The organism is Alsobacter sp. R-9, assembly GCF_054612375.1.
Genome location: NZ_JBTSWJ010000011.1, coordinates 25898 through 48303, shown reverse-complemented (window position 1 = coordinate 48303; position 22406 = coordinate 25898). Strand labels below are relative to the sequence as shown.

The window sequence follows — 22406 nt, the reverse complement described above, 5'->3', positions numbered from 1 at the left end:
TGCGCGACGCCTCACCCAGGGGAGGTCGCCGCGGCGACAGTGCCGAGGACTGGGCCTCCTGCAACCCGTTCAGTCGCGCGGGTGTCCCTCAAACCCATCCTAATGCGCTGAGCGGGGCAGAGCCTTGAGAGACGCAGGGGCGTCCTGTGCGCCCTGGCGTGCGGGCCGGTATTCCTGTGTGCCGACAGGATGTTGCGCGCGAACGCTCCTGAACCGATTCCGGCGAGGGCTGGCTGCCGGGTTGATTCAGGAAGCGTCAGGAAGTCCCTGACCGGGAATCGAAAAGCGGTGTCCGTCCGGCCGTGCGAGGCCGGGTGCCTACCGTTCCGGCGCGGCGTGTGACGCGCAGTGTTTCGGGTCTGCGAAGGGAGCCCTGTCGACTGGCCCAGGAACAGCCCGGTGCGCCCGGCTTGTCCTGGCGGGTCCGCCCTTTGACGGCGCGGCGTCGCCCGCGCATCGTGGCGGGAGCGGAGCCGTCTTCCGGTCAGGTGCGGCTTGGATCGCGACTGGTCCGGGGGCGCGGTCGGGAGAGTGTCCGGGCGGCCCGGACGACGAGGGAGACCGCATGCCCAATCACGTGATCCTCGTGGCGGTGGTCGTGCTGCTCCTGCCGATGTTCTACCTGCTCATCGCCTCGCCCGCCTTCCTGCTGGTGAAGCTCGATGTGCACCCGGTCGGCTGGCTGCTGCGCACCCAGTTCTACGGCTACTTCGCCGCGCTCATCGCGATCAGTGCGGTCGGCGCCGCGGCCATCGCCGTCGAGGGTCATGTGGTGCAGGCCGAGGTCCTCGCCGCCATCGCCGCGGTTGCGCTCGTCTGGCGGTCCTTCCTGCTGCGCCGCCTGGACGCCGCGCTCGCCGACGGCGACGCCGGCATCCCCGGCACCGGCGAGCGCCTGCGCCGCCTGCACGTCATCGGGATGGCCGCCAACGCGGTCCTGCTGGTCACGGTGGTGGCCTTCGTGCCGCGGATGATCGGCACGTGACCGCGAACGGAATGCGACGCCGGGGCCGGGAGGGCGGTGCGGGCTTCGCCTTTTCCGGGCGGGTGCTGCCTCAACTCGCCGTTGCTCTCGCCTTCACCCGTCGCGGCCCGTTCGGCGCGCGCGAACGGCGCTTCCGTCACAAGCTCTTTGGGTCAATCCAGTTGCTGCGATCGAGCTGAAGGAAGTTGATCATCTCGTAGGCGGCACCCGCGTCGAGCGTCATGTTGAGGCGATCGACGATCGGCCTGTTGATGACCCGTTTCGTCCACGCGAGCGCATAGGAAGGACGCTTCAGGAGCTGGGTGACGAGTTCGTCCACCTTGGCGTCAAGCGCTTCAGGTTTCACCGCGTAGTTGATGATCTTGTGTTCGGCGAGCTCGGCCGCAGTCCAGCGCTTCGCCAACATGAGGAATTCCTTGGCGATTGCGGGCGTCATGAAGAGCGGGACGAGTGACGCACCTCCGTCGCCCGGAACGATGCCATAGGCGGGGCCACCCTCCGGGACTTCCCCCATGCCCAGGTGCATGTCCACCACGGGCGCATCCTCGACGGCGACGATGAGGTCGCAAGCGAACACGAGACTGGAGCCAAAGCCGATCGCCGGCCCGTTCACCTTGGCGATAATCGGCTTTTCGAGTTCGGCCATGGCCTGGTGGGTGCGGATCAGTCCGGTAAAGGTCTGCCATGCACCCTTCGGGTTCATGAGGTAGGCGCGCGCGGCCTCGCTCTCATAGAACTCCTTTTCCCGCGGCTTGTAGAACTGCCCGTCCTGACCCGTCAGGATGACGATGCGCACGTCGGTGTTGCCCCGAAGCATGCTGAAGGCTTCGCCAAGTTCCCAATGCAGATCAGCGGTTCCGCGGGTCAACCGGCCGGGGGCCAGAATGGTCACCGTGGCGACTGCCCCATCGATGGTGACTTCGCAGGCCTTGAATTCCTTCATGGTTCATCCGTCCGGGTTGGAGAGCGGGTCAGATCAGAACGACGCGGACTTGAGGGTCAGCCCGCCATCGACGGCAATCACCTGTCCGGTGACATAGGCCGCATCGTCCGAGGCCAGGAACAGGGCCACTTTCGCGACGTCCCAGGCGTCGCCCATGCGGCCGGAGGGGCAAGCCGCGTCACGGCGCCGGATCATGGCTTCCATCTCTTCCGCCGGCAGGCCGGCACCAAGCGTCTTCTCCACCATCGGCGTCCGCATCAGCCCTGGCATGATCGCGTTGGCCCGGATCCCCTGGCCCGCATACTGGATCGCGATGGCCCGCGTGAACTGGTTCACCGCGGCCTTGCTGGAGCTGTACGAGATGTAATGCGGACCCACCGACGTGATCGCCACGACCGAGGACACGTTCACGATCGCCCCGGATTGTCTCGCCGTCATGATCGGCAGGACATATTTCGCGGTCAGGAACATGCTGGTGACGTTGATGGTCATCACCCGGTTCCAGCTTTCCAGGGACGCTTCGACGGGGCCGCCGAGTTCGAGGGTTCCGACATTGTTGTGAAGAATGTCGATCCAGCCGAAGTGCCGGGCGGCCCGAACCACGGACGCTTCGACCGACTCGGCGTTCGTCACGTCACCCTGGATGGCGAGCGCTTCGGCGCCTTCCTGTCTCACCAGAGCAGCCGTTTCTTCGGCAGCGTCGGCGTTGATGTCACAGCAGACGACCTTGGCGCCTTCGCGTGCGAACAGCACCGCGGCGGCCTTGCCATTGCCCCAGCCCGGCCCGATGGAGCCGGCACCGGTGACGAATGCCACCCGTCCTTCGAGTCTTCCCATGGCCTCAGCTCCCCTTGCCGTTGGCGTAGGTCATGGGCGGCCGGTGATGCGCCCATGGCCGCGCTGCTTCGAACGCGGCGGCGAGCCGGAAGATCAGGTGCTCGCCGAGATGCTTCCCGACGATCTGGAGGCCGACCGGAAGCTTCGCTCCGGTAAAGCCGGCGGGGATCGAGGCTGCAGGGAGCCCGGTGAGGTTGAAGGGATAGGTGTAGAAGATCCAGGCGAGGATGTTGTCGTCGTCTGCGAGCCCTGCCGGATAGTCGCGCTCGGCATCGAAAGCCGCTACCGGCAGCGTCGGGGTCAGGAGCGCGTCATACTTCTCGAAGAAGGCGCAGAGCTTGGTGCGCAGGTCGTAGCGCTGAAAGACGGTCGCGTAGTAGCCGTTCATCGTCTGGGACAGGGCCTTGTCCAGCGTCCTGGCCACGGCCGGGTCGAGGAGCTCCCGGCGCTCGAGCAGGACGCTGCGAAGCCTCGTTCCCGCGCCGGCGAAGAATTCGGCCATGAACTGTTCGACGGGATCGTCGAAGACGTGCTCGACGAGTTCGATCTCGCATCCGAAGCTTTCGAACACGCGGGCGGCATTCTCGACGATGGACAGGACTTCGGGATCCGGCCTCGCGTACCCCAGGGTCGGGCTCCAGGCGAGCCTCAGCCCTCTCGGGGACATGTCGCATTCGACCAGGAAGTCAGGGACGGGCTGCGCCACGCTGCCGGGGTCTCGGGGATCGTAGCCGGATATCACCTGAAGCAGGAGGGCTGCATCCCTGACGGTCCGCGCCATCGGGCCAACGTGAGCCAAGGTCGGCGTTGCGCTGGTGGGAAACACGGGGACGCGCCCGAAATGCCCCTTGATGCCGAACAGTCCCGTGAGTGAGGAGGGGAGGCGGATCGAACCGCCACCATCGGTCCCGAGCCCGAACGGTGTGACACCCGCCGCGATGCTGGCCGCAGCCCCGCAACTCGACCCCCCGGGCGTCTTCGAGAGATCCCACGGGTTCCGCGTGATGCCGGTCAGGGGCGAGGAGCCGACACCCTTGCAGCCGAACTCGCTCGTCGTCGTCTTTCCGATGATGGCCCCCTGGTCGAGCCGCACGCGTGCCACCGAGGGAGCGTCAATGCTTGCGACGTTGTCAGCCATGGCTCGCGAGCCGAAGGTGAGCCGTGCGTCCTTGACCGCGATCAGGTCCTTGACGGAAAGCGGCAGGCCCGCGATCCGGCCGACCGGTTCGCCCGCCATGAGCCGTTTCTCGACCTCGCGTGCCGCTCCCCTGGCCTGCTCGTGCGTGACTTCCACGAAGGCGTTGATGTCTCCCTCGACCGCGCCCAGTCGCGCGAGCGACGCCTCGACGACCTCCACGGGGGAGACTTGACGTGTCTCGATGAGCTTTCGCAGGTCCAGCGCGGACGCCCAGTTGAGATCGGACATGACTTCGCTCCAGCAAGAAAGGGGAGCGGCCGGTCCGGACAGACCGGCCGCAGCGCTGCTCTCTGTTCAGACGATCGCGAAGGCGCGGACCGGAGAACCCGAGCCCTTCTTGATCTTCAGCGGAACGCCGGAGAAGAAGAACTCGCCCTTTCCGATGAGTTCCTCGAGGTTCACGAGCCACTCCCAGTGGAAGATCCCACGGTCGCGGCAGACCCGGTGGCTCGGAAATTCTCCCCAGTTCGGACGGTCGGTCGACGGGCCCTCGACGCCATGTGCCTTGGACCCACGGTCCGCGAGCCAGTGCGTGGCCTTGGCAGTCAGCCCCCAGTTGGTCTGGCAGGCCTCGCGGCCGGGATAGTGCTTCTTGGTCAGACCCGAGCACATCAGGACGATCTTGCCGTCGATCTTCACGCCGGCGGCGCGCTCGGCCGCCTCCAGATCTCCGACGTCCACGTCCGCCAGGTCCGGAATGTGGCGCAGGTCCAGACACACCGCCGTACCCATGAAGAGGTCGAGAGGCATCTCGTCCACGCTCGCACCCTTCGGGTTGATGTGGATGTAGGCATCCACGTGCGTGCCGACGTGATCGAGCGTGCTGAGGAAATTCGTCTGGAACGTCATCGGATCGCCCGGCACGCCCAGGTTGTAGCTCGTCGTTTCGCTGTGGAGCTTGTGAGGCACGATGATCGGCGACTGGAACATCTTGTGCGCCGTCATGTTGTCCTCGAGCGTCAGCGTGAGGTCGACGATACGTCCTTGCGGGATGGCAGCCATGGTTCTCTCCTGTGGCGCGTGGTGAACGACAAGGTCTTGGAAGAACTCACATCATGCTGGGCAGCAGGGTCGCGATGCCGGGGACGAGCACGATGAGCACGGCCAGAAGGAACAGCATGATCCAGTAGGGAACCGCCGCCCTGAAAATGGCCCCGAGCGAAACCTGAGGATCATTGATCGTCGACTTGACCGTGAAGACGCTGATGCCGAAGGGCGGCGTGACGAGGCCGGCCTCGATCGCAAGGATGCCGACGATCGCGAAGGCGATCGGATCGATCCCCAGCGCGACGGCGATCGGATGGAAGATCGGCACCGTGAGCAGGATCGTCGACACCGAGTCGATGAACATGCCGAGGATGAACCAGATCAGGAACATCACGGCGAGGACGCCGAACGCACCCAGACCAAGTCCAAGAAGGGTGTCGTGAATGCTGTCGACTATTCCGCCGAAGGCGAGGAGGCGCGAGTAGAGCTGCGCCATGATGAGCAGGAACAGGATCGGCGCCGAGGTCCGGCCCGTCTGCCACACCGCGTCCGCGACCTGGGACCAACTCATCCCCTTGTACAGGGCGAGAGCCAGGGCCATCAGGGCTCCAATGCCCGCCGCTTCGGTGGGCGTGAAGAACCCGAACCAGATCCCGCCAAGGACGAGCACGATGAGGACGGCAACGCCGATGGATCCGCTCACCTGCTCGCGGGTCAGACGCGGGAGCGCATCGCCCTTGTCCCGTGTACCGCCGAACAAATCCGGTCGCCGGACAGCGTAGGCGTACAGGAAGAAGCCGTACATCACGGTCAAGACGAGCCCGGGCAGGATCCCGGCAATGAAGAGCTTGCCGACCGAAAGCTCCGTCAGCACGCCCCACACGATCATGAGGACGCTCGGCGGGATCAGCATGCCGAGTGCGGCGGATCCGGCGATCGAGCCCAGCGAGACGCCCTTGTCGTAGCCGTGGGACACCATCGCCGGGTAGGCGATGCGGGAGAAGGTCGCGGCGGATGCGATGCTGACGCCCGTCACAGCCCCGAACACCGTGTTGCCGCCGACGGTGGCGATGGCGAGCCGGCCCGGCATGCGGCCGAGGGCCCGGTTGACCATCTGGTACAGGTCGCCGGCGGCCCCGCTGCGGGCGACCAGTTCGCCCATCAGGACGAAGAGCGGGATGACCGCGAAGACGTAGTCGCGGATCGACTCGTAGGCGGTGTTCGACAGCAGGTTCAGCGCCGGATCGAGCCCGCCCATCAGGATGGCGATGCCGATGAAGCTGACCACCCCCAGGGCGGTGACGATGTGTATGCCGAGCAGGACCAGCGTGAGAAGCGCGCCGATCATGATGAGGCTGAACAGGTATCCGTCCATCAGAATGGTACCACTCGAGTTCTGGAGGCAGGCTTCAATGTGCCGGTGAATTCTCGGCGGAGCCGGGCCGGGAAACCCCGATGGCCAGCATCAGGAAGTTCAGCGCACCAAGGGCACTGCAGACTACGATGGCCGTGCGGACCGGGTAGGTGACGACCCTGAAGCCGCCTTCGCCCTCGTACTCGCCTGTCGCCCAGGCCCTCATCATCGGCGTCCAACCCGCGTAGGCGACGGCAGCAAACAGCAGGGCTCCAAGAACGAATGCGAGGCGCCTGAGAAAGATCGCAACCGTTGCGGGAACGAAGTCGTCGATGATCTCCGCCCGCAGCATCCCGCCGATCCGCACTGTGTAGGGGAGCTGCAGGAAGGCGATGACCACGATCGAATTGGCGATGACTTCCTTGAGGCCGGCCATCGAGATGTTGGCGAGCCTTGCGAGGACTTCGACCAGAATGAAGATCGAGAGCATGAAGAGCCACACGGCGGCGACGAGCTTCATGGTCCGAGCGATCCAGTCGAGGACGCCGTCGAGCATTCTCATGGTGAACTCCGCATGCCCTGGACGAGAGACGGCGGCCGGTACGCCTGCAGCGGCCGCCGTCGGTGGGCCCGCTACTTCGCGGCCGTGATCTCGTACTTGCAGGGGAACTTGTGCCCCATCTCTTCGATGGTCTTGATGTAGAAGTTCATGACCTCAGGCCCCGGCTGGCCGCGCTTCACGGCTTCCTGGGCCATCGAGTTGGGCCAGGTCTTGATCAACTCGCACCACTTCGCCTTTTCGGCATCCGAGAGCTGCTTCACCGTGACGTTCGCGCTCTTCAGTTGCGCCTCGCCGTCGATGCTGAACTTCTCGCAGATCTTGGCGGTCTCGATCTCGTACTGCTTGACGACGTCGATGAAGATCTGTTGCAGCTCCGGCGACATCTTGTTCCAGGTCGACAGGTTGACCGTCACGGCCTGGATGGCCATCGACCCGAAGTCGACCTTCATGAAGTTCTTGCCGACCTCATGCAGCTTGAAGCCGTACCAGGACCCCGGGAAGATGATGTACCCTTCGTAGACGCCGCTCTGGATGGCGTTGTAGGCCTCGTTCAGATTGGACGCGACGGGGGTCGCGCCGACGATCCAGTTCAGGTTGGCGCCGGCCCCGGCAATCTTCCTGCCCTTGAGATCCTCCACCTTGTCCCAGGCGAAGCTGGTTCCGAGGCCGTAGTTGCCCACGCAGGCCGTGCCCAGCCACTTCTGATTGTGCTTTTCTTCGAAAACCTTGGTGAGCTGCGGGAACTGCTCGAACGTCTTCCGGCTCGCCTGGGTGACCTTGAGCGGATCGGGCGAGTTGAAGGGAAGGTAGAAGTTGAAGCTCTGGAGGAAGGCGTCCGTCGGCTCGAAGGCGTAGGCCCACAGGCCGACGTCGAGAAGACCGTCTCGGGTGGCCTCGAACACCTCGGTGAGCTTCGCGACCGTGCCCCCGTGGAGTTCCTGGATCCGCAGGGTGATGCCCTTTTCCTTCGCCCGCTTGATCAATTCGGGCACCAGGAAGTTGTGGGCTGCCTGCGTGTACTCGACGGCCTGCATCGGGTGTCCCGAGCCGAGGCGAAGGGACAGCGACTGCTGCGCGGTCGCAGTTGAAGCCCCGAGGAATGCGAAGCCACCGATGGCAGCTGCCGTAGCGATCCACTTTGACATGTTGGTCTCCTCCCGTTCTGGTGCTCTCACGACTCGGTGAGTCAGGATTTCATGTCTTTCGATGCGCGTTTCAGGAAATCGATGATCAGTGGAATGGTGATTTCCTTCTTCTCGAGAAGATCTGCGTGTCCTGCATCATCGTACTTCTTCAATTCAAAGCGCTTCAGGTTCTGAACAAGATACTCTGACCCGGCGCCGGATGCTGCGGTTCGCCAGGGCGTCAGGTAGTCGAGCGTTGAGGCGATCACCAGCACGGGTGACTCGATGGCCTTCACTGTTTCCGTCAGGTCCAGTTCCTCCATCATCAGGCAGGCCTGGACGACGGTTTCGACCGAGTTCTGGGTGATGAGGTCCCGGACGTTGGCGATCACGGCATCGGCACGGTCGCTGTCGATGAGGTCGGCGCTCACGGCCTGGGTGACGAGATGGTCCGCGAAGATGTCGCCGCAGCCGAAGATCTGCGCCATGGCGCGCCAGGTCTGGAACATCATGCGGCGCATTCGGTCGGGTTTGACCAAAGGACAGTCGCTGATCACACCCAGGCAGCGCTCGGGGTACTTGCCTGCGAAGGCGAGGGCCACCATGGCGCCCATCGACGTGCCGGCGATGTGCGCCCGCCGGATGTCGAGCGCGTCGAGCAGCGCCGCGATGTCGTCCACCCAGACGTCCATCGTGTACCGCTCCAGCGGACGGTCTGAGCGTCCATATCCCCGCTGATCGTACGAGATCACGTCGAACTCGGCCTTGAACGCATCCCAGGCCATGGCCCAGTTGCGCCTTCCGAAGACCGAACCGCCGATCAGGACCAACGGATCTCCGCTTCCGAAGCGATCGTAGTACGTTCTGATTCCGTTGGTTTCGGCGAAGGGCATGGGGATGCTCCGTTTCAGTGGATATGGAGGCCGCCGTTGACGTCGATCGTCGCTCCGGTGACGTAGGCGGAAAGATCGGAAGCGAGGAAAAGGCAAACGCCCGCAATCTCTTCTGCGGTGGCCATGCGGCCGAGGAGGGCCTGCTTCGCGAGTTGGGCCCGAACGTCGGGGCTCATGAACGGTGCCGTCATGTCCGTGTCGACGAGCCCGGGGCAGACGGCGTTGACCCGGACGTTGCTGGGCCCGAGTTCGCGGGAGAGGCTCTTGACGACACCCAGGACGGCCGCCTTCGAGGCCGTGTAGTGCAGGCCTCCGACGAAGCCGCCGCCGCGCTGGGCTGCAAGGGAGGACAGGCAGATGATCGAGCCGGACCTGCGGGCAGCCATGCCGGGCGCGATCGCCCTGCAGATCTGAAGCGTCCCCCACAGGTTCACGTCGATCATCCGGTCGAAACGACCGCGGTCGAGTTCGGCGAGAAACATCGGTTCAGCGATGCCGGCGCAATGAACGAGGGCATCGCAGCCACCCAGCGCGGCGACGTGTTCCGCCGCCGCCTGGCAGTCACCTTCCTCGGAAAGGTCGCAGCGGAGGGTGTCCCTGAGCCCGGGAAGCTCGCTGCGGATGCTGGTCAGTCCTTCATCGTCGACGTCGAGGGCGATGACATCGGCGCCGTGTTGCGCGCCGAGGCGGCAAACCGCCCTGCCGATGCCCCGCTGGGCTGCCGCGCCCGTCACAAGGATGGTCTTGCCAGAAAGGAGCATCGACGGCCTTTCCACGTGGGGTTGCGTGGGCTGGCACGAACGATGACCGAGCGCGGCCGCGCTTAAAAATACGGAGTTCCGACGTCTGGTATCGGCCTAGCTTATCGCACTTGCCGATGCCTCGCCGGATCGCGGCTCCGTGGGCGTCAGCCAGTCGCCCCGCTCGATCAGGATCCGCATGAGGGACTCGATCGTCGAGACCACTTCGGCGGATCCCGGAAGGCGAAGGAACTTGGCCGAAGGCAGCAGATGCAGGCTCAGCACGCAGTCCGGATCCACGATGGGCCAGTATCTGACCCGGCCGCCGATCCAGTCGCGCAGGAGCGACGTTCTCGGCAGGATGGTGAAACCGCTCCCCTGAAACACCAGGTTCTTGATCTGAGGCAGGGAGTCGATTTCCGCGATGAGGTTGAGGGGTTCCCGGAGTGCCGCGGCTCGCTGATCGAGCAGCTGCCGGAGTTGGTGGCCGCTCGTGGAATGGATCAAGGGGAGCCGCACCAGATCCTGGAACTCGACGGCGTCGAGGTGCTCGACGGCCGGTGTCGCGTGTCCGATCAAGTACAGCTTCTCGTAGCCGAACCGCCGCGAGAGGCTGGCAGCCGGATCGCTCGGTCGACCGAACAGCACGGCGAGGTCCAGGTCGCCGTTGTCCAGCCATCCTTCCAGATGGCCCGTCATGCCCTCGACGATCTTCAGGGAGACACGTGGAAGCTGCTGGCGGCTCTTCTCCAGGAGGGGGATGGCCAGTGCCGCGGTGATCGTGGTTGGCAAACCGAGCCGGACCGAAATCTTGGCGGCGGAGTTCTCCCTGGCCAGCTCCTCCTTCGCAGTCTCAAGAAGTTCCAGGGCCTGCTCGGCGCGTGCGAGAAAGGACAGGCCCTGCGGGGTCGTCATGATGCCGCGGCTGTGGCGGGTGAACAGCTTGACCCCGAGCTCGACCTCGAGCGCCGCGATTTGCTCCGAGATGGCCGGCTGCGAGACGTGCAGGTGCAACGACGCCTTGGAGAAGCTGCCATTCCGCGCGACTGCGACGAAGTATTTCAGCTGCCTAAGGTCCATTGGCGGCTTCCCCCAGGCCAGTGACGCCATAGCCGCCGGAGCATCGACGCTCGCGTGACGTGATGCAAGAATGGACCGCCTTTCAACTGGAGCCTGCGGCCGTCTGTGGTGCCGAGCCCCGCGGGGCGCTGAGCGCGCCTTGGTCCGATGGGATCGGCCGGCCCTGTCGAGCCGCACCCGCACGCAGGCACGCCGGCTCACGAGGGGCGTGTTCTTCCTTGTTCACTCCACGAGATCATCTGCACTCGCGAGCAGCCGCGACGGTATGTCGACGCCGAGCGACTTTGCAGCGCGCATGTCGATGACGAGTTCGAAGCGAACCGGGTTCTCCACCGGTAGCTCGGACACCGGCGTTCCATTCGCGGCTCGGACGAGCTGCCTGGCCGCGCGGTAGAAGCCCTCGCTGATGTCGGGTCCGTAGCTCATCAACCCTCCGCCCGTCAGGTACCGCTTGTTGGACATCATCATCGGCATGCCGTGCTTCAGGGCAGCCTCGCCGAGCTTCACGCGGTTGGTGATGGTCGAGACGTCCGACACGACGAAGATGGCGGCGACGCCGTCCCGCTTCAGTTCTGCGAACGCCTGATCAAGTCCTTCCGGCACCGCTATCCCCTTGAAGACCAGCTCGATCCCCAGCGCCTTCTGCGCCCGCGCCGCCTCGTCGAGCTGGATCTGGGACGGGTAGTAGGTATTGAAGACGACGCCGAACCTGCGGGCGTTCGGGAACGTCTCCCTCATGAACTGGACACGCTTGGCCGAGAGCTCCCCCGCGTGGAACGATTGGCCGGTGACGTTGGCCTCGGGCCGGGCAATGTTCTCCACGAGCCCGTCCTGGACGGCGTCCCGCGTCGCACCGAAAATGATCGGGATGGACTTCGTCGCTGCCCTGGCCGCCAGGGCTCCGCCACGGGTCGAGACGAAGATCGCGTCGACCCTGGTGTCCACGAACGACTTCATGACCTCGCTCAGGTCATGGTCGGGCCTCAGTTGATGATAGTAGACGATCTGCAGGTTTGAGCCGACCGTGTAGCCCTGCTCCTTCATGCCCCGCTCGAACTGCTCTTCAAACACGGACTTCTCGGGCCCGTTGACGATGTAGGCGACCCGCAGCGGCTTCAGGGAATCCGCGAGACCCGGCGTAGCCAGGGCTCCAAGGGTCAGAAGGACGAACGCCGCAAGCTTGATCATGGCTCCTCCACGAGACGCTCGGTCAGGCCTCTTCCAGCGATTGCACATCCGTTGGACTCAACCGGTGATCGGCCGTCGAACATGTGCCATCTCGCACATGACCGCCAATGGGGCATTCGAGCACGGGGCCACGCCCTCGGCGTGCTCTTGGCCCCATCGAATCGGATGTGCGAACCTGGCCCGTCAACGGGGAGGGTTCGGACAATGGGGAAGGGGAAGGACGCGATCGTTCTGACGCTGGCGGCGACCATGTTGGGCGCCTGCGCCAAGAGTCCCGATAGCATCGGTCCGTCTTACGTCAGCGAAGTCACCTATCAGAATTGGTCCTGCAGGCAGCTGGGTGAGGAAAGCCAAAGACTTTCGGCGGCCCTCGCCACGGCGTCTGCCCAACAGGAGAAGGCAAGGACCAACGACATCGTCGGCGTGGTCCTGATCGGACTTCCAGTGTCTTCGATGTCTGGTGACAATATCGCTCCGGAGATCGGTCGGTTGAAGGGAGAGCAGGAAGCGGTCCGCAAGGCGACAATCAGCAAGAACTGTCCCGGCACTTAGTTGGAGCAGCCGACGCTGGGGCCGCCGGACGTGGACGAATTCTTTGCCGTCGCGCCCGGCGCATTCGCGGAGGGACAGGCAGACGCGATTTTGGTTCGGCGGTTCTGGCGCGCCGGTGCCATTGAACGCCGATAGCCTACCTTTCACGCGTTCCGTGGGTCGCGCTCACAACGCTCGCCGCCGCAGCTGGCCGGGCGCTAGTTGTCGCAACCTTCAAGGGAACTGCGTCGCGACCGTCGAGGACGTGCTGCATGCCCGGTGCCTCTCACGCGTCCGACGATTTGCGGACATGACCACCGCGGAGCGGTCCGGAGCCGAAAACGCGAGGTGGCAGCCGGCGTCAAGACAGCGCCTTCGCGTCAGGCCTCGCGCTCGTCGCCCGGGCGCCGGCAACCGTCGATCTGTGGATTTTGAAGGCTTGGCTGGGGGACCTGGATTCGAACCAAGATTAACGGAGTCAGAGTCCGCTGTTCTACCGTTGAACTATCCCCCACCGGGCCTTGCGGCCGCACGCTGGCGTGGCCGGCGGTGGCGGTCATTTAGCGAAGCCGGGCGGCTTTGACAAGATGGTCGGCCGAGGGGCCGGTGCGGTGGCGCCCCGTCCCGCCGGGGTCACGTCCGGGCCGTTCTTCGAGACCCTTGTGCGAAGCCGCCCTGCGAGGCCTTGGGCCAGCACGCGCCGGCGTCTGCGGCCGCGGTCCGGGCCGGCCGTGCAGTGCGTCAATCGTCGGCGCGCTCGCCGACGCTGGGGCGGCGCAGGGCGTGGAGGGCTGCGCCCGGCCGCTGGCGGCGCGGGTGCAGGGGGGCGGCGGCGCGGCCGCGCGCATCCTGCGGGGCGGTCTCGCGCTCGAGGTCGGGCAGGACGGCGATGCGGTGGCCGCGGATGTCGGCGCGGCAGACGACGAGGCCGTACTGCTCCAGCTGCGCCACGGCGCGCCGGCCGCGGCCGGGCGAGTGGCTGCCGAAGGCCTCGGCGATCGCGTCGTCGGTGGGGCAGGGGGCGCCTTCCAGCGCGGCCCGGGCGATTGCGAGGTAGGCGGCCTGCAGGTCCTCGTCGAGCCCGGCCGAGGCCGCCACGGCGGCGTCCCATCCTTCGCCGGCCTCGCCCAGTCCCTCGGCGGCGCGTGCCAGCGTCATGCGGCGGCGGAAGCCGGCGAGGTCGAGCGGCGGCGAATGGAGCCGGCGGATTCGGCAGCGCACGAGGAAGTCCTGGTACAGCAGCCCGGCCGGACGGAAGGCGGTGTCCGGCTCCTCCGCCATCTCGGCGAGCGTCTGCGCGACGATGGCCTCCACCTCCTCGGGCGGCGGCATCGGCGGGGCGTCGGGCAGGGGCGGCGCGGGCCGGGCCACCTCGGCGATGATGTCGTCCATGGGCCGCGGCGGCGGGGGCGGGCGGCGGCGCGGCGCCTCCTCGACCACCGGGGCGAGGATGAGATCCTGCGCGTCCGGCGCCGGGGCCTCGGGCATTGGCATGAGCTTCGGCGATGTCGAGCGCTCGCGCGTCTCCACCGGGCCGATGGCGACGGGCACGGGCCGACGCGACAGGGCGGGGCCCAGGGCGACGAAGCGGCCGCGCTCGAGGTCGCGGAACATTTCGGCCTGCCGCTTCTCGAGGCCGAGGAGGTCGGCGGCGCGGGCCATGTCGATGTCGAGGAAGGTCCGCCCCATGAGGAAGTTCGAGGCCTCGGCCGCGACGTTCTTGGCGAGCTTGGCAAGGCGCTGGGTGGCCACGACCCCCGCGAGGCCGCGCTTGCGGCCGCGGCACATCAGGTTGGTCATGGCGCCGAGCGAAACGCGGCGGGCCTCGTCCGAGACCTCGCCGGCGACGCCCGGCGCGAAGAGCTGCGCCTCGTCCACGACCACGAGCATCGGATACCAGTGGTCGCGCTCCACCTCGAAGAGGCCGTTGAGGAAGGCGGCGGCGGCCTTCATCTGCGCCTCGGCGTCGAGCCCCTCGAGGTCGAGCACCACGGACACGCGGTGGCGGCGCACCCGCTCGGCGATGGCCTCGAGCTCGGCAGCGGGACGAAGCCCGTCGACCACGACATGGCCGTACCGCTCCGCCAGCGTGGTGAAGTCACCCTCCGGGTCGATCACGGCCTGCTGCACGGAGCCGGCGCTCTGCTCCAGCAGGCGCCGCAGGAGGTAGGACTTGCCGGAGCCGGAGTTGCCCTGCACGAGCAGGCGCGTCGCCAGCAGTTCCTCGAGGTCGAGGAGCGCGGGCGCACCGCCGGGGCCGGACCCCAGGACGACCTCTCTGGCGGGCGTGCTCATGCGCGGCGAATCGATCCTCCACGGGAGCGCCGGGCTTAGCATGCCGCGCCGCGGCGGGGAGCGGCCCGCGCCGCCCCCTCCACAGCCGGGGGGAGGACCTCAGGGGTGGCCGACGGGCGGAATGGTGCTGCCGGAGGGGTCCTGCCGGTTGCCCATGTGCCACGCGAGCGCCTCGACCTTGGGCATGATCGCGGCGGTCAGGACATCGTCCTCCACGGTCTCGGTCCATGCCGTGGTGAAGCACAGCAGCCAGCCCTCGATCTCCTCCTTGCCGATCGGGGCATGGAGGTGGCGGGCGCGCAGCATCGGCGGGCCCCGGCGGGTGGTGAACAGCGGCGGGCCGCCCAGCCAGCCCGTCAGGAACTCGAACAGCTTCTGCTGGCTCTCGGCGAGGGACGGCGGGTGGATCGCCCGGCACGCGGCCGCCTCCGGCAGCTCGTCCATCAGCGCGTAGAAGCGCTGCGTGAGGGCGCGGACTCCTGCCTCGCCCCCGATCCTGTCGTAGGGCGTGCGCGGTGTGCCGGGAGCGCTGGTGGTGGTCATTCGGTCTGCCGTCGCTGTTGGCCCGCTTCGCTTAAGCCCTTCCCGGTGCGCGGGGAAGTCCCGCCCGAACCCGCCGGATGGGCGTTCGTTCCGCACCGGACATGACGATAGCACATGGCCGGGTGCCGTCTGGCGTGCTGACGGGGACGCCGGCGTCCTGTATCCCTTCGATCTCGGGACGCTCCGGTCCCGCCGAGGACTGCAATCCGTGAGCACCGGCGCCATCGACCCCGCCCTCGCGGCCGCGAGGCCCGACGCCCGTGCGCTGGACGTGCGGGTCATGGGCACGGTCGGCCTCGCGCATTTCACCAGCCACCTGCTGCAGCTCGTCTTCGCGCCGCTCTTCCCGATCATGCGCGACGAGCTCGGCGTGAGCTTCGTCGAGCTCGGCCTCATCCTCACCGTCTTCTACGGCTGCTCGGGCCTCGGCCAGATCGTCGCGGGCGTCATGGTGGACCGCTTCGGCGCCCACCGGCTTCTCGTGGGCGGGGTCGTGCTGCAGGCCGGCTCCGTCGCCGCCATGGGCTTCGCGCCGAGCTACTTCTGGTTGCTGCCGCTCGCCGGCCTCGCCGGGCTCGGTAACGCCGTCTACCACCCGGCCGACCTCACCATCCTCAGCCATCGCGTGTCGCAGGCACGGCTCGGGCGGGCCTTCGCGGTGCATGTGGTGGGCGGCGCGATCGGCTTCGCGCTGTCGCCGCTGCTCTCGGCGGCGGTCGCCGGCGCCGCCGGCTGGCGGGCCTCGCTCGTCGTCACGGGCCTCGTCGGCCTCGGCGTCGCCGGGGTGCTGGCGGCGAGCCGCTCCGTCATCGCCACCCAGCCGCAGCCCCGGGCGGGGCATGGCGGCGCTCCCGGCGGCATCACCTTCGGCGCGGTGCTCGGCATGCCCGTGGTGCTGCTGGCCTTCGCCTACTTCCTGCTGTCGTCGCTGTCGGGCACCGGCATCCAGGGCTTTGCCATCACCGGGCTCGTCGAGGGCTTCGATGCCAGCCTCGCCACGGCGACGCTGGCGGCGACGCTGTACCAGGCGGGCAATGCGGGCGGCGTCATCGTCGGCGGCATGCTCGCCGACCGCACCCACGACCATCGCGGGGTCGCCGCGGCGGGCATCGTCGGTGCCGGCCTGCTGTGCAGTGCCATCGCCCTGCCGGGCGTGCCCGTGTGGGGGGCGGTGGCGCTGCTGGCCGCGACCGGCGCTGCCGTGGGGCTGACCACGCCGTCGCGCGACGTGCTGGTGCGCCGCGCTGCCCCGCCGCAGGCGGTGGGCAAGGTGTTCGGCGTGGTCTACTCCGGCTTCGACATCGGCGCGCTGCTGGCGCCGCCGCTCTACGGCATGCTGCTCGACCGGCACATGGCCTCGGCCGTCTTCCTGCTGGCCGGCGTGGCGCTGCTCGTATCCGTGCCGAGCGTCCTGCAGTTCGGCAGCCGCGCCGCCCGGGAGCCCGCGCGCTGAAGCGTCAGCCGCGGGCGGCGGCCTTCGCCTCCTGCGCCGCCGCGAGTTCCTTGTCCATCGCACGGACCTTCTGGACAGCCGGCCGGGCAGAGAAACGCTCGACATAGGCGGCGATGGCCGGGTGCTCCGGGATCGCGCGAAAGGCGGTGAGCCAGCTCAGCGCCGAGCCCCACAGCACGTCGGCGGCCGTGAAACGGTCGCCGAACAGCCACGGCCCCGCGGAGAGCTGCTTCACGATGACGCCGAGCAGGGTGTCGAAGTCGCCGTAGACGCTCATCTGGGACGGCGTCGGCTCTCGCTTGAGCGAGCGGTCGATCACGGCCGGCTCGAAGCTCGAGCCGTACATGGCGATCCAGCGGAGATAGGGGCCGCGCAGCGGGTCGCCGACCGCTGGCGCAAGGCCGGCCTGCGGGTAGAGGTCGGCGAGATAGATGTAGACGGCGACCTGCTCAGTGACCACGGCGTCGCCGTGGCGGACGGCGGGAACCTTGCCGACGGGATTGACGGCGAGGAAGTCGGCGCCGCGCTGCTCCCCGGCCTTCATGTCGAGCACGTGCAGGTCGTAGGGCACGCCCAGTTCCTCGAGGAGGGTGCGGGCGCCGCTGGAGCGCGTGTTCGGCGCGTGGAACAGGGTCACGGTGTCGGTCATGGCGTGGTTCCGTCGACGGCAGGGGATCGGCTCACTCTAGGGCCTGCGGCAGCACCGCGCACGCTCGACATCGGCGACCGTCCGTGCCACTCGCGCAAGCAGACCAGACGAAGAGGCAGGCACATGACCGGGGTCATCGACGAGACGCAGCGCATCGCGGCGGTGGAGGAGGCCATCACGTCCCGCCGCGCGATCCGCGCCTTCCTGCCGGATCCGGTGGACCGCGCCCTCGTGGAGCACCTTCTCGACGTCTCCGCGCGGGCGCCGAGCGGCACGAACATGCAGCCCTGGAAGGCGCACGTGCTGACGGGCGAACCGCTGCGCCGCTTCTGCGATGCGGTCTGCGCCGCGCATGACGATCCCGCCTTCAAGCCCGGCACGACGTGGCGGTACTACCCCGAGAGCTTCTTCGAGCCCTACCAGTCGCGGCGGCGCAAGGTGGGCTGGGACCTCTACAACCTGCTCGGGATCGCGCGCGGCGAGCACCAGAAGATGCACGCCCAGCATGGCCGCAACTTCCGCTTCTTCGATGCCCCCGTCGGCATGATCTTCACGATCGACCGACGGTTGGAGATCGGCTCCTGGCTCGATTACGGCATGTTCCTCGCCAACCTCATGACGGCCGCCCGGGCCCACGGGCTCGATACCTGCCCGCAGGCTGCGTTCGCGCCCTTCCACGCGGTGGTGGCTGACCAGCTCGGGCTGGCGGAGGAGGAGGTCACCGTGTGCGGCGTCGCCCTGGGCCGTGCCGATCCGGCGGCGCCCGAGAACGCCCTCGTCACGGAGCGCGAGCCCGCATCGCGCTTCGCGTCATTTCACGGCTGGCATGCGTGAAAATCATCCTGCCGTTAAGAACCTGTTCATTGCCATTCATCAAGAGTCCCGGTCGCACGAAGCAACCGCAAGCTGTGCGGTCGGGGAGGTCGGAGTTGCGCATGGTCTCGAAGCCTTACGTCGTCGACACCGGTGCAGCCTGTTCCGCCAAGGCCCCCGAGACTCCCTTCTCTGCCGACTGCTCGGGCGGGCCGGGCGAGCGCGAAATGCGCGACCTCGTGGGGCGCATGGCCCGCCAGCAGGCCCAGCTCGGCAGCCAGCTCACGGCCACGATGGCGGCGCTGGGCACCCTGACCACCGCGGTGGCGCGGCAGAACGCCACCATCTCGTCGCTGATGGAGGAGGTGCGGCGGCTGCGCGAGCAGGGGGCGCCGGCGTCGCGCCGCCCGCACTGAACTTCCGCACCCCGTGACCCCGCCCGCGGGCGGGGCCACGGAGCCCGCGAATCGGCCCGCCGTCAGTCGATCGCGACGATCGCCTCGATCTCGACGCTGATGCCGTTCGGCAGGGATCCCATGCCGACGGCGGAGCGGGCATGGCGTCCGCGGTCGCCGAACACCTCGACGAACAGGTCCGAGCAGCCGTTGATCACCTTCGGCTGGTCGGCGAACTCCGGCACGCCGTTGACCATGCCGAGCACCTTCACGATGCGCCGGACGCGCCGCAGGTCGCCGAGCGCGGCCTGCATCACGGCGATGAGCTGGAGGCCCGTCACCCGGGCGTGCTCGTAGGCCTCCTCGATGCTCACGTCAGAACCGACCTTGCCGGTGTAGTAGCCGCCCTCGGGCCGGCGCGGGCCCTGGCCGGACAGGAACAGCAGCGACCCCTCGATCACGAACGGAACGTAGTTGGCCACCGGCACCGGCGTCTGCGGCAGCGTGAGTCCGAGGGCGCCGATGCGGGCAAGGGGATGGTCGGGGTGGCTGAGGTCGGTCATGGGGCCTGTCCGGGAAGGGGGCGGGAATGGGCACCGCGAGCGGCACCGCCGCTTTTTTAGCCGGTTTCGGGCCACTTTGACATTGTTTCGGCGCAACTCCATGATGCGGGCACTCGCCACGCCCCCCAAGAGGGGCGGGCTGACCGTCACCTTCGCGGTGGCGGGGGGGATCACCGTGGAGGATACAAATTGACCCTCAGCAGACGTGACTTCGTCCACCTGTCGCTCGCCGGCACCTCGGCGCTCGCGCTCGGGATCGGCCCGGCGGCCGCCCAGGCGATCGACCAGCTCCAGCTCTTCGTGCCGGCCGCGCCGGGCGGCGGCTGGGACCAGACCGCCCGCGCGATCGAGCAGGTGCTGCGCAACGACAAGCTCATCAACACCGCCCAGGTCACGAACGTGCCCGGCGCCGGCGGCGTGGTCGGCCTGCCGCAGTTCCTGAACCAGTGGAAGGGCCGTCCGAACGCGCTGATGGTCGGCGGCATGGTCATGGTCGGGGCGATCATCGCCAACAAGGCGCCGGTCAAGCTGACGCAGACGGTGCCGGTGGCGCGCCTGACGGGCGAGTTCCTCGCCGTCGTGGTGCCCGCCAACTCGCCGATCAAGGACGCCAAGGATCTCGTCGCCGCCATCAAGGCCGATCCCGGCAAGGTTCCGGTGGCCGGCGGCTCGGCCGGCGGTTCGGATCACATCCTGCTCGGCCTCATCGGGCAGGCGGCGGGCGTCCAGCCGAACAAGCTCAGCTACGTCGCGTTCGCCGGCGGCGGCCCCGCCCAGGCGGCGCTGCTCGGCGGCCACGTGGCGGCCGGCATCTCCGGCTACGGCGAGTTCGCCGAGCAGGTGAAGGCGGGCAAGCTGCGCGCCATCGCGATCTCGGCCGACAAGCGCCAGCCGGGCATCGACGTGCCGACGCTGAAGGAGCAGGGCGTCGACGTCGAGCTGTTCAACTGGCGCGGCGTGTTCGCCCCTCCCGGGGTCACGGACGACCAGCGCAAGGCGATGGTCGCGCTCACCGAGAAGCTCGCCGCCAGCAAGGCCTGGCAGGAGGAGTGCGTGAAGCGCGACTGGACCTCGATCCCGCTCTTCGGCGACGCCTACGGCAAGTTCATCGAGACGGAGACGAACCGCATCGAGGGCATCCTCAAGGATCTCGGCCTCGCCTGATCCCGACGGCCAGGGCCGCCCCGACGGGGCGGCCCTCCTGCTTCCGGCGGCCCGTCGCCGCCGCACGACCGCCCGCGAGACCCCCGGCCATGTCAGAGTCCCCGCGCCCGTCCCTGGCCTGGCCAGAGCTGCTGATCTCCCTCGGGCTCCTCGGCTTCGCCGGCCTCGTCTGGTGGCAGACCGCGACCATGGCGGTCTCGCCCATGTACGCGAAGGTCGGTCCCACCGTCTTCCCCTACATGACCGCCGCGGGCCTCGCGGTCCTCGCGGCCTTCCTGTTCGGCTTCGCGCTGCGCGGCGGCTGGCAGCCGGAGGACGAGAAGGAGGTGGCCATTGACTGGCCTCCGGTGGCCTTCGTCACGGCCGGCCTCGTCCTCAACGTCGGCCTCATCCAGTCGCTCGGCTTCACGCTGGCCTCGACCATCCTCTTCGTGCTGGTCTCCTGGGGCTTCGGCAGCCGCAGGCCGCTGCGCGACGCGGCGATCGGGTTCGTGTTCGCGCTCGTGTCCTTCTTCGGCTTCGCCAAGGCGCTCGGCGTCAACATCGGCGGCGGCTGGTTCGAGACGCTGCTGGGAGCCTGAGCGATGGACACCCTTTCCCAGCTCGCCGGCGGCTTCGCCGTCGCCCTGACGCCGCAGAACCTGCTGTGGTGCCTGCTCGGCACCACGCTCGGCACCGCCATCGGCGTGCTGCCCGGCCTCGGGCCGGCGCTCACCATCGCGCTGCTGCTGCCGATCACGTTCAAGGTCGACCCCACGGCTGCCTTCATCCTGTTCGCCGGCATCTACTACGGCGCGATGTACGGCGGCTCGACGACCTCGATCCTGCTGAACACCCCCGGCGAGAGCGCCACCATCGTCACGGCGCTCGAGGGCAACAAGATGGCGCGCTCGGGCCGCGCGGGCGCGGCGCTGGCCACCTCGGCCATCGGCTCCTTCGTCGCCGGCACCATCGGCACCATCGGCATTACGTTCCTGGCGCCCATCGTCGTCGACTTCGCGCTGCGCTTCGGGCCGGCGGAGTATTTCGCGCTGATGGTGCTCGCCTTCGTCACCGTCTCGGCCGTGCTGGGGTCGTCCGCCGTTCGCGGCCTCACCAGCCTGCTGTTCGGCATCTATCTCGGCCTCATCGGCATCGACCTGCAGACCGGGCAGGCGCGCTTCACCTTCGGCCTGCAGGAACTGCTCGACGGCGTCAACGTCGTGGTCGTCGCGGTGGGCCTGTTCGCCGTGGGCGAGACGTTCTACGTCGCGGCCCGGCGCTATTCCGGCAAGGACGAGATCATCCCGCTCAAGGGCTCGCTCTACATGACGCGGGAGGAGTGGTCGCGCTCGTGGAAGCCTTGGCTTCGCGGGACGGCGCTCGGCTTCCCCATCGGCGCAATGCCGGCGGGCGGCGCCGAGGTGCCGACCTTCCTGTCCTACTGGATGGAGAAGCGCCTCTCGAAGAAGCCGGAGGAATTCGGCACGACCGGCGCCATCGAGGGCGTCGCAGGCCCGGAGGCCGCCAACAACGCCTCGGCGGCCGGCGTGCTCGTGCCCATGCTCACCCTCGGCCTGCCGACCTCGGCGACCGCGGCAATCATGCTCTCCGCCTTCCAGAGCTACGGCATCAACCCGGGGCCGATGCTGCTGCAGTCGCAGCCGCAGCTGGTGTGGGGCCTCATTGCCAGCCTCTACATCGGCAACATCATGCTGCTGGTGCTGAACCTGCCGCTGATCGGGCTCTGGGTGCGCATCCTGACGATCCCAGCGCCGCTGCTCTATGCCGGCATCCTCGTCTTCGCGACGATCGGCACCTACGGCATCTCCAACTCGCCCATCGACCTCGTGCTGCTCTACGTCATCGGCGGCATCGGCTTCCTGATGCGCCGCTTCGACTTCCCGACCGCGCCCGTCGTGATCGGCATGATCCTCGGGCCGCTGGCGGAGCAGGAGTTCCGGCGGGCGATGACCATCTCCAACGGCGACTGGTCCGTGTTCATCACCCACCCGCTCGCGGCGGCGCTGCTGTTCATCGCGGCGGCGGCGGTCGTCGGGCCGAAGCTCTACCAGTTCACCCGCCGCCAGACGCCGCGCCCGGAGCACGTTCCGGGCGACGCATGAGCCG

General features: G+C 67.8%; 23 protein-coding genes and 1 tRNA gene. 8 read left to right on the top strand and 16 right to left on the bottom strand.

What is annotated here, in order from left to right; translation table 11 throughout:
- The first annotated feature begins 565 nt into the window (after nucleotides 1–565).
- Nucleotides 566–985 (top strand): hypothetical protein, encoded by a 420-nt coding sequence (locus ACX9GQ_RS17475; RefSeq protein WP_459630854.1) that lies wholly within the window; start codon nucleotides 566–568, stop codon nucleotides 983–985.
- A gap of 136 nt (nucleotides 986–1121) precedes the next feature.
- On the opposite strand, the gene ACX9GQ_RS17470 is transcribed toward ACX9GQ_RS17475, so the two are convergent.
- From ACX9GQ_RS17470 to ACX9GQ_RS17420, 11 genes are all read right to left on the bottom strand, one after another.
- Nucleotides 1122–1928, bottom strand: a complete 807-nt coding sequence (locus tag ACX9GQ_RS17470; RefSeq protein ID WP_459630853.1) for an enoyl-CoA hydratase/isomerase family protein — start codon at nucleotides 1926–1928, stop codon at nucleotides 1122–1124.
- 33 nt (nucleotides 1929–1961) lie between these two features.
- On the bottom strand, nucleotides 1962–2765 hold the full coding sequence (locus ACX9GQ_RS17465) for an SDR family NAD(P)-dependent oxidoreductase (protein ID WP_459630852.1): 804 nt from the start codon (nucleotides 2763–2765) through the stop codon (nucleotides 1962–1964).
- 4 nt (nucleotides 2766–2769) lie between these two features.
- The gene (locus ACX9GQ_RS17460; protein ID WP_459630851.1) at nucleotides 2770–4191 is read right to left on the bottom strand and encodes an amidase; all 1422 of its coding nucleotides are present in this window, start codon (nucleotides 4189–4191) and stop codon (nucleotides 2770–2772) included.
- A 66-nt stretch (nucleotides 4192–4257) separates the two neighbouring features.
- Nucleotides 4258–4965 carry a cyclase family protein gene (locus ACX9GQ_RS17455; protein WP_459630850.1) on the bottom strand — a complete coding sequence of 236 codons (708 nt, stop codon included), beginning with the start codon at nucleotides 4963–4965 and terminating at the stop codon, nucleotides 4258–4260.
- 46 nt (nucleotides 4966–5011) lie between these two features.
- Nucleotides 5012–6325 carry a TRAP transporter large permease gene (locus ACX9GQ_RS17450; RefSeq protein ID WP_459630849.1) on the bottom strand — a complete coding sequence of 438 codons (1314 nt, stop codon included), beginning with the start codon at nucleotides 6323–6325 and terminating at the stop codon, nucleotides 5012–5014.
- A gap of 34 nt (nucleotides 6326–6359) precedes the next feature.
- Nucleotides 6360–6866 (bottom strand): TRAP transporter small permease subunit, encoded by a 507-nt coding sequence (locus tag ACX9GQ_RS17445; protein ID WP_459630848.1) that lies wholly within the window; start codon nucleotides 6864–6866, stop codon nucleotides 6360–6362.
- A gap of 71 nt (nucleotides 6867–6937) precedes the next feature.
- Nucleotides 6938–8011: a TRAP transporter substrate-binding protein DctP gene (gene dctP / locus ACX9GQ_RS17440; protein WP_459630847.1), complete on the bottom strand. Its 1074-nt coding sequence runs from the start codon at nucleotides 8009–8011 to the stop codon at nucleotides 6938–6940.
- 41 nt (nucleotides 8012–8052) lie between these two features.
- Entirely contained in the window at nucleotides 8053–8883 is an 831-nt protein-coding gene (locus ACX9GQ_RS17435; protein WP_459630846.1) for an alpha/beta fold hydrolase, read from the bottom strand.
- 14 nt (nucleotides 8884–8897) lie between these two features.
- Nucleotides 8898–9644 carry an SDR family NAD(P)-dependent oxidoreductase gene (locus tag ACX9GQ_RS17430; protein WP_459630845.1) on the bottom strand — a complete coding sequence of 249 codons (747 nt, stop codon included), beginning with the start codon at nucleotides 9642–9644 and terminating at the stop codon, nucleotides 8898–8900.
- 96 nt (nucleotides 9645–9740) lie between these two features.
- Nucleotides 9741–10703, bottom strand: a complete 963-nt coding sequence (locus ACX9GQ_RS17425; protein ID WP_459630844.1) for a LysR family transcriptional regulator — start codon at nucleotides 10701–10703, stop codon at nucleotides 9741–9743.
- Between the two features lie 222 nt (nucleotides 10704–10925).
- On the bottom strand, nucleotides 10926–11891 hold the full coding sequence (locus tag ACX9GQ_RS17420) for an ABC transporter substrate-binding protein (protein ID WP_459630843.1): 966 nt from the start codon (nucleotides 11889–11891) through the stop codon (nucleotides 10926–10928).
- 204 nt (nucleotides 11892–12095) lie between these two features.
- Here ACX9GQ_RS17420 and ACX9GQ_RS17415 point away from each other — a divergent pair, with 204 nt between their 5' ends.
- Nucleotides 12096–12443 (top strand): hypothetical protein, encoded by a 348-nt coding sequence (locus tag ACX9GQ_RS17415; RefSeq protein ID WP_459630842.1) that lies wholly within the window; start codon nucleotides 12096–12098, stop codon nucleotides 12441–12443.
- A gap of 419 nt (nucleotides 12444–12862) precedes the next feature.
- Here the strand turns inward: ACX9GQ_RS17415 and ACX9GQ_RS17410 are convergent.
- The 3 genes from ACX9GQ_RS17410 to ACX9GQ_RS17400 form a co-directional block, all read right to left on the bottom strand.
- Nucleotides 12863–12936: transfer RNA gene (locus tag ACX9GQ_RS17410), tRNA-Gln, on the bottom strand.
- A gap of 227 nt (nucleotides 12937–13163) precedes the next feature.
- On the bottom strand, nucleotides 13164–14717 hold the full coding sequence (locus ACX9GQ_RS17405; protein WP_459630841.1) for a helicase HerA domain-containing protein: 1554 nt from the start codon (nucleotides 14715–14717) through the stop codon (nucleotides 13164–13166).
- A gap of 99 nt (nucleotides 14718–14816) precedes the next feature.
- Nucleotides 14817–15260: a group II truncated hemoglobin gene (locus ACX9GQ_RS17400; protein WP_459630840.1), complete on the bottom strand. Its 444-nt coding sequence runs from the start codon at nucleotides 15258–15260 to the stop codon at nucleotides 14817–14819.
- Nucleotides 15261–15468: 208 nt separating this feature from the next.
- On the opposite strand from ACX9GQ_RS17400, the gene ACX9GQ_RS17395 reads away from it, so the two are divergent.
- The gene (locus ACX9GQ_RS17395) at nucleotides 15469–16713 is read left to right on the top strand and encodes an MFS transporter (RefSeq protein WP_459630839.1); all 1245 of its coding nucleotides are present in this window, start codon (nucleotides 15469–15471) and stop codon (nucleotides 16711–16713) included.
- A gap of 4 nt (nucleotides 16714–16717) precedes the next feature.
- On the opposite strand, the gene ACX9GQ_RS17390 is transcribed toward ACX9GQ_RS17395, so the two are convergent.
- Nucleotides 16718–17362: a glutathione S-transferase family protein gene (locus ACX9GQ_RS17390; RefSeq protein WP_459630838.1), complete on the bottom strand. Its 645-nt coding sequence runs from the start codon at nucleotides 17360–17362 to the stop codon at nucleotides 16718–16720.
- A 123-nt stretch (nucleotides 17363–17485) separates the two neighbouring features.
- On the opposite strand from ACX9GQ_RS17390, the gene ACX9GQ_RS17385 reads away from it, so the two are divergent.
- The gene (locus ACX9GQ_RS17385; protein ID WP_459630837.1) at nucleotides 17486–18196 is read left to right on the top strand and encodes a nitroreductase; all 711 of its coding nucleotides are present in this window, start codon (nucleotides 17486–17488) and stop codon (nucleotides 18194–18196) included.
- Nucleotides 18197–18297: 101 nt separating this feature from the next.
- Nucleotides 18298–18591 (top strand): hypothetical protein, encoded by a 294-nt coding sequence (locus ACX9GQ_RS17380; RefSeq protein WP_459630836.1) that lies wholly within the window; start codon nucleotides 18298–18300, stop codon nucleotides 18589–18591.
- Between the two features lie 62 nt (nucleotides 18592–18653).
- Here the strand turns inward: ACX9GQ_RS17380 and ACX9GQ_RS17375 are convergent, their stop codons facing one another.
- Nucleotides 18654–19133, bottom strand: coding sequence for a RidA family protein (locus ACX9GQ_RS17375; RefSeq protein WP_459630835.1), 480 nt, complete (start codon nucleotides 19131–19133; stop codon nucleotides 18654–18656).
- Nucleotides 19134–19322: 189 nt separating this feature from the next.
- Here ACX9GQ_RS17375 and ACX9GQ_RS17370 point away from each other — a divergent pair, with 189 nt between their 5' ends.
- The 3 genes from ACX9GQ_RS17370 (at nucleotide 19323) to ACX9GQ_RS17360 (ending at nucleotide 22402) form a co-directional block, all read left to right on the top strand.
- On the top strand, nucleotides 19323–20297 hold the full coding sequence (locus ACX9GQ_RS17370; RefSeq protein ID WP_459630834.1) for a Bug family tripartite tricarboxylate transporter substrate binding protein: 975 nt from the start codon (nucleotides 19323–19325) through the stop codon (nucleotides 20295–20297).
- 89 nt (nucleotides 20298–20386) lie between these two features.
- Nucleotides 20387–20878 (top strand): tripartite tricarboxylate transporter TctB family protein, encoded by a 492-nt coding sequence (locus ACX9GQ_RS17365; protein ID WP_459630833.1) that lies wholly within the window; start codon nucleotides 20387–20389, stop codon nucleotides 20876–20878.
- A 3-nt stretch (nucleotides 20879–20881) separates the two neighbouring features.
- Nucleotides 20882–22402, top strand: a complete 1521-nt coding sequence (locus ACX9GQ_RS17360; protein WP_459630832.1) for a tripartite tricarboxylate transporter permease — start codon at nucleotides 20882–20884, stop codon at nucleotides 22400–22402.
- The last annotated feature ends 4 nt before the right edge of the window (nucleotides 22403–22406 follow it).